The 4,576-nt window shown below is 74.1% G+C and carries 3 protein-coding genes and 1 pseudogene; all 4 read right to left on the bottom strand.

The genetic code is table 11. The annotated features are described in order from the left end of the window. Positions 1-60 precede the first annotated feature (60 nt). Positions 61-1,920 carry an ABC transporter ATP-binding protein gene (locus B7X32_RS18705; RefSeq protein WP_292723147.1) on the bottom strand — a complete coding sequence of 620 codons (1,860 nt, stop codon included), beginning with the start codon at positions 1,918-1,920 and terminating at the stop codon, positions 61-63. Then, positions 1,914-2,969: a glycosyltransferase family 4 protein gene (locus B7X32_RS18700; RefSeq protein ID WP_292723145.1), complete on the bottom strand. Its 1,056-nt coding sequence runs from the start codon at positions 2,967-2,969 to the stop codon at positions 1,914-1,916. The genes B7X32_RS18705 and B7X32_RS18700 overlap by 7 nt, the downstream gene beginning before the upstream one ends. Then, on the bottom strand, positions 2,962-4,137 hold the full coding sequence (locus B7X32_RS18695; RefSeq protein ID WP_292723143.1) for a glycosyltransferase family 4 protein: 1,176 nt from the start codon (positions 4,135-4,137) through the stop codon (positions 2,962-2,964). Before B7X32_RS18695 ends, B7X32_RS18700 begins: the two co-directional genes overlap by 8 nt. After that, positions 4,130-4,576: pseudogene (locus tag B7X32_RS18690) on the bottom strand (glycosyltransferase family 2 protein); the annotation flags it as partial. The pseudogene B7X32_RS18690 and the gene B7X32_RS18695, both read right to left, overlap by 8 nt.

Here is a 4,576-nt window from a genome sequence, read left to right as displayed (position 1 = left end):
CGAAGAGCCCGAGCACCCGCAGCGGGCCCGCGGTCGGGGCAGGGGTCGCGGCAGGGGTGCTCACGAGGACTCCGCGCCGGGCGCCGCGTGCTCCTCGGCCGTGACCGTGCGCTCCGCACCGAGCTCTCCCAGCTCGACCATCCGCGCGAACTCGGGCACGACCGCACGCACCTGCGCGAAGCTCCCCTCCCCGCGCACCCTGCCCCCGCTGAGGAACACGAGGGTGTCGGCGTCCCGCACGGTCGACAGGCGGTGGGCGACGATGATGATGGTCATCTCACCGTGCAGCGAGGCCAGGGAGGCGGCGATCTGCGCCTCGGTGTCGTTGTCGAGCGCCGACGTGGCTTCGTCGAGCACGAGCACACGGGGCTCCCGGTACAGCGCCCTGGCGAGCCCCAGCCGCTGACGCTGCCCTCCGGAGAGCCGGCTCCCCCGTTCGCCGATCACGGTGTGCACGCCGTCCGGCAGCTCCGCGACCACGTCGTCGAGGCGGGCGAGGGAGAGCGCCCGCCGCACCCGCACCGGATCGATCTCGTCCTCGGGCAGCCCGAAGGCGATGTTGGCCTGCACGGTGTCGTTCAGCAGGAAGGCGTCCTGCGGCACCACCCCGAGCCCCGCGTACCAGCGCGCGGGATCGTCGAGGATCGGCACGCCTCCGCAGGTGATCGCCCCGCGCGTGGGGGCGAGCAGCCCCAGCACCAGGTCGATGATGGTCGACTTCCCGGCGCCGCTGGATCCGACGAACGCGGTCGTCCGGTGCTCCCGGATGACGAGGTCGATGCCGGAGACCACCGGTGCGGCGGCGTCCGGGTAGGAGAACTCGACGCCCGACAGCCGGATGTCGCCGCGCAGCGGCTCCGCCACCACCGGCTCCTCGACGTGCGCGTCGGCGCGGGAGAGATCCTCGACGGCGGCCGCGAGGATCTCCATGCTCGCCTCGGACGCCCTCACCCCGCCGATGCTCTGCGTCATGAGGTTCATGGTCGGCAGTGCGCGCATCGCGGCGGCGCCGAACAGCCCGAGCATCGCGATGGTGCGGGCGGCGGAACCGGTCGAGAACATGATGGCCGAGACACCCGCGAGCGCGAGCGCGAAGATCACCTGCGACACCGCGGCGGGGATCGTGCCGAGGGTCGCCAGCAGTCGATTGGATCCGAGCATCCGCGCCTGCGACGCCTCGTACTCCGAGAGCAGCCTCCGTCGCGTCGCCGACAGACGCACCTCGCGGAAGCCGTGCACGAGCGGGAGCAGGAACGACCAGCTCCGCAGGTTCGCCTCCGTGCTCGCCTCCCCGGCCCGCCGCTGCGCGGGCTGCAGACGACGCTGGGTCAGCGCCATCGTGCCGCCGAACAGCACGATCGTGAACAGGGTGACCAGCGGCGACGCGATGAGCAGTACTGCGCAGATCGCGATGAGCGTGAGCGCGCTCGTGTACACGGTCAGCACCCCGGTGAGCGCCGCCCCGACGATCGCGGTGCCCCCGACGTTGCGCAGGATCTCCGCGTCGGAGCGGCGCCGATGCGACGCGTACGGCTCGGCCGCGTAGGCCTGCAGCATGGCCGTGTTCGCGGCGACGCCGAGCCGCGCGCTGCGGCCGCCCTGCCACCACACCAGCAGGACGGACAGTCCGCTGCAGACGATGAACAGCACCGCGATGCAGAGCGCGAACAGCGGGATCACCACGCGCGGATCCGTCGTGCCCAGCCACCCCGCCAGCACCCCGACGACTCCGGCGTCGACGCCTCCGCCCGAGATCAGCGACATGAGCGGGATCATCGCGACGACGGGGATCGTGCTCAGGGCGGTCTGCAGCAGCATGAGCACGACCGCGACCGCGATCCAGGGGACCGCCCGCACGCCGGCGAGCCGCATCAGGGCGCCGAGGCCGCGGCGCACGACCGGGTCGAAGATGATCAGCATGCCGGCTCCTCCCCCGCGTACGCCCGTGCGATCGCCGCTGTCATGTCGCCGGGGGTCGTGAGCCGATCGCGCGGGACCGGCGGCGCCGTCACCAGCGCTGCGGCGGTCGCCGCGAGATCGTCCGGATCGACGCAGCGGTCCCGCCCGACGATAGCGCCGTTGCCGCCCGCCCGCGACGCCACGACGCGCAGCCCGCGGGCCACCGCGTCCAGCAGCGTGTAGGAGCAGTTCTCCCAGACGGACAGCTGGGCGACGACGTCGGCGTCGGCCATCGCGCGCTCCGGATCCACGAAGCCGGGGAACGCGACCGGCACGCCGAGGCCGGCGGCGCGCGCCTCCAGTTCGCCCCGCAGCGGTCCCTCCCCTGCGACGGTCAGCGTCGCGGCGGGATGCTCTCGGCGCACGAGGGCGTACGCCTCGATGAGACGGTCGATCCTCTTCTCGGCGGACAGGCGCGACAGGGCGAGGATCCGCAGCCCCGCCACATCCGCCGGCTCCCGCACGGCCACACCGTCGGGCAGCGCGACCCCGTTCGGGATCACGACGATCGGCCGGCGGACGCGCCACTTCTCGACCATCGCGGCGCGCGTCGCCTCCGACACCGCGATCGCGCCGTCGAATCGGCGGAACCGCAGCCGGTGCACGAGCGCCATCGCTCCGGCCTGCGCCGACGAGCGGTGGTAGACGCCGTCGTCCCTCGCGATGCCGTGCTCGGTCGTGAACCGGCGGGCCGTGCGAGGCAGACGCGTCCAGGCGCTCACGATGTCCGCATACGCGAGGTGAGAGTGCACGATCTCGGCGCCCGACACGCGCACCGCGGCGGCGAGCGCGCGGCGCGACGTCCGCAAGCCCGCGTCCGGGCCGAACGGCGCAGCGATCACGGTCGTGCCCTGCGCGCGAAGCCGCGCGGCGAGGGCCCCCTCTGGGCACAGCACGGTGATGCTCCAGCCCGGCACCCCCGTCCTGGTGGCGTCCAGCACGTGCCGGGCGACCCCGCCGAGCGGGGCGACCGGGACGAGCCACAGCGCTCGGCGCTCCGTCTCAGGCATGGGAGCCCTCCAGGGGAGTCTTCGCGGGATCGCGCTCGCGCCACTCGCGGATGAGCGCGATCCATCGCTGCGCCATCCGCTCGTCGGTGAACTCCCGCTCGTAGGCGACGGCGTTCGCGCGCCCCCATTCCGGATCCTCGCTGAGGGCGATGGCCCGGGATATCCCCTCCTCCAGTCGGGACGGCGCGCAGATCACGGAGTCCGGCAGCATCGCGTGCTGGTCGACGTTGCCGCCGACCGCGGTGAAGACGAGACCCTTCCCGAGGGCGGCCGCCTCGAGCGGCAGGAGATCGAAGTAGGCGATGCGGTTGGGGACGACGAGGAACCGGGCCGCGGCGATCGCGGGGATCGGGTCGTCGCGCCACCCGAGATCCCGCACGACACCGGACGCACGGCGGGCGGGGCCGGCCCCGAGCGTCGCGAAGCGGAGACCGGGGTGCTGCGGGGCGAGCCGCTCCGCCGCGTCCAGGAACAGGTCGTAGCCCTTGTGCGAGACGTAGCGCCCGACGAACAGGACGTCTGCTCCGCCCGCCTCGCCGGCCGGTTCGCGCGGCACGGGACGCGGGACGCCGGAGAGCACGTACCGCACCGGCGTCGCCGCGAGTTCGTCCCCGAAGGCGTCGAGGTAGGCGCCGGAGGCCGCGGGGGTGGGGAACACCACGAGGTCGGCCCGTTGGAACAGTGCGCGCTCGGAGCGGATCATCCGGCGCCTGGTGCGGCCGAGGCCCCTCTCGCCCGCGTTCATCGCGACGTACTCGTCGGCGTAGATCGTGGGGCTGTGCGGCATGTAGCACGTGGCCGTTCCGCGCCGCCGGGCGAAGCGCAGACGGCGCGGATCCTGGAACCCCTGGAAGACGACGAGGTCCGCCGCGTCGATCTGCGCCCTCAGCCGCGGCGTGATCCCGCTCTTCAGCGCGTGCCCGATCTCATGCCGGATCCGGCCCGCGAGACGCCGGATGCTCGGGCGCGGGCGGTCGCGGACCGGGGCGGGCGGGCGCTCCCCCGTGGCGCGGTTGCGCTGCTCCAGGACGAGGCCGGCGAACTCCACCGCGATGCCGGCCGCCGCGGTGCGGGCGAGAGCGGCCCGCAGGTTCCAGGTGTAGCCGGTGGGGCCGCCGCCGGGTGCGATGAGGTCGCACACGATCAGGACGCGGGTGACGTCAGACATCGTTCACCACCTCGTCCGGACGGCGCTGCCCGGAGAGCCCCGCGGCCTCGACGAGCCAGGCGACGCGCTTCTCCGCGGCCCAGCGCGGCATCCGGTTCAGGCCGCGGTCCGTCCGGCGCGCACGCGCCTCGAGCTCCGCCCGTCCGTTCCGGGCGGCCGTGCGGTCCACGATCCGCCCCCACGCCCCGCGCGCGGCCGGTGCCGCGCCGAGCGCGGCGGATCCGTGCTTGGACTCGAAGGCCCGCCGCGCGGCCCCCGCGAGGAAGGCGCGACGCACGCGCCCCTCGGTCGTCGTGGCCGCCACGTGGTGCGGCGTCTCCAGCTCCGGTGCGAGCACCACCGGGACTCCGGCCGCGTGCAGCCGGTATCCCCAGTCCACGTCCTCCCAGCCATAGGCCCGGAACGCGGGGTCGTACCCGCCGACCCTCTCGAGCGTCTC

Origin of the sequence: Microbacterium sp. 13-71-7 (assembly GCF_002257455.1) — a bacterium.
Classification (GTDB): Bacteria; Actinomycetota; Actinomycetes; order Actinomycetales; family Microbacteriaceae; genus Microbacterium.
The sequence above is the reverse complement of the archived record's forward strand: the minus strand, read 5'-3'. Positions and strand labels throughout refer to the sequence as shown.

What these genes read in the sequence shown, in the direction of transcription:
- B7X32_RS18705 (WP_292723147.1), bottom strand. Translation starts at nt 1,920, where the DNA reads ATGCTGATCATCTTCGACCCGGTCGTGCGCCGCGGCCTCGGCGCCCTG.
- B7X32_RS18700 (WP_292723145.1), bottom strand. Translation starts at nt 2,969, where the DNA reads ATGCCTGAGACGGAGCGCCGAGCGCTGTGGCTCGTCCCGGTCGCCCCG.
- B7X32_RS18695 (WP_292723143.1), bottom strand. Translation starts at nt 4,137, where the DNA reads ATGTCTGACGTCACCCGCGTCCTGATCGTGTGCGACCTCATCGCACCC.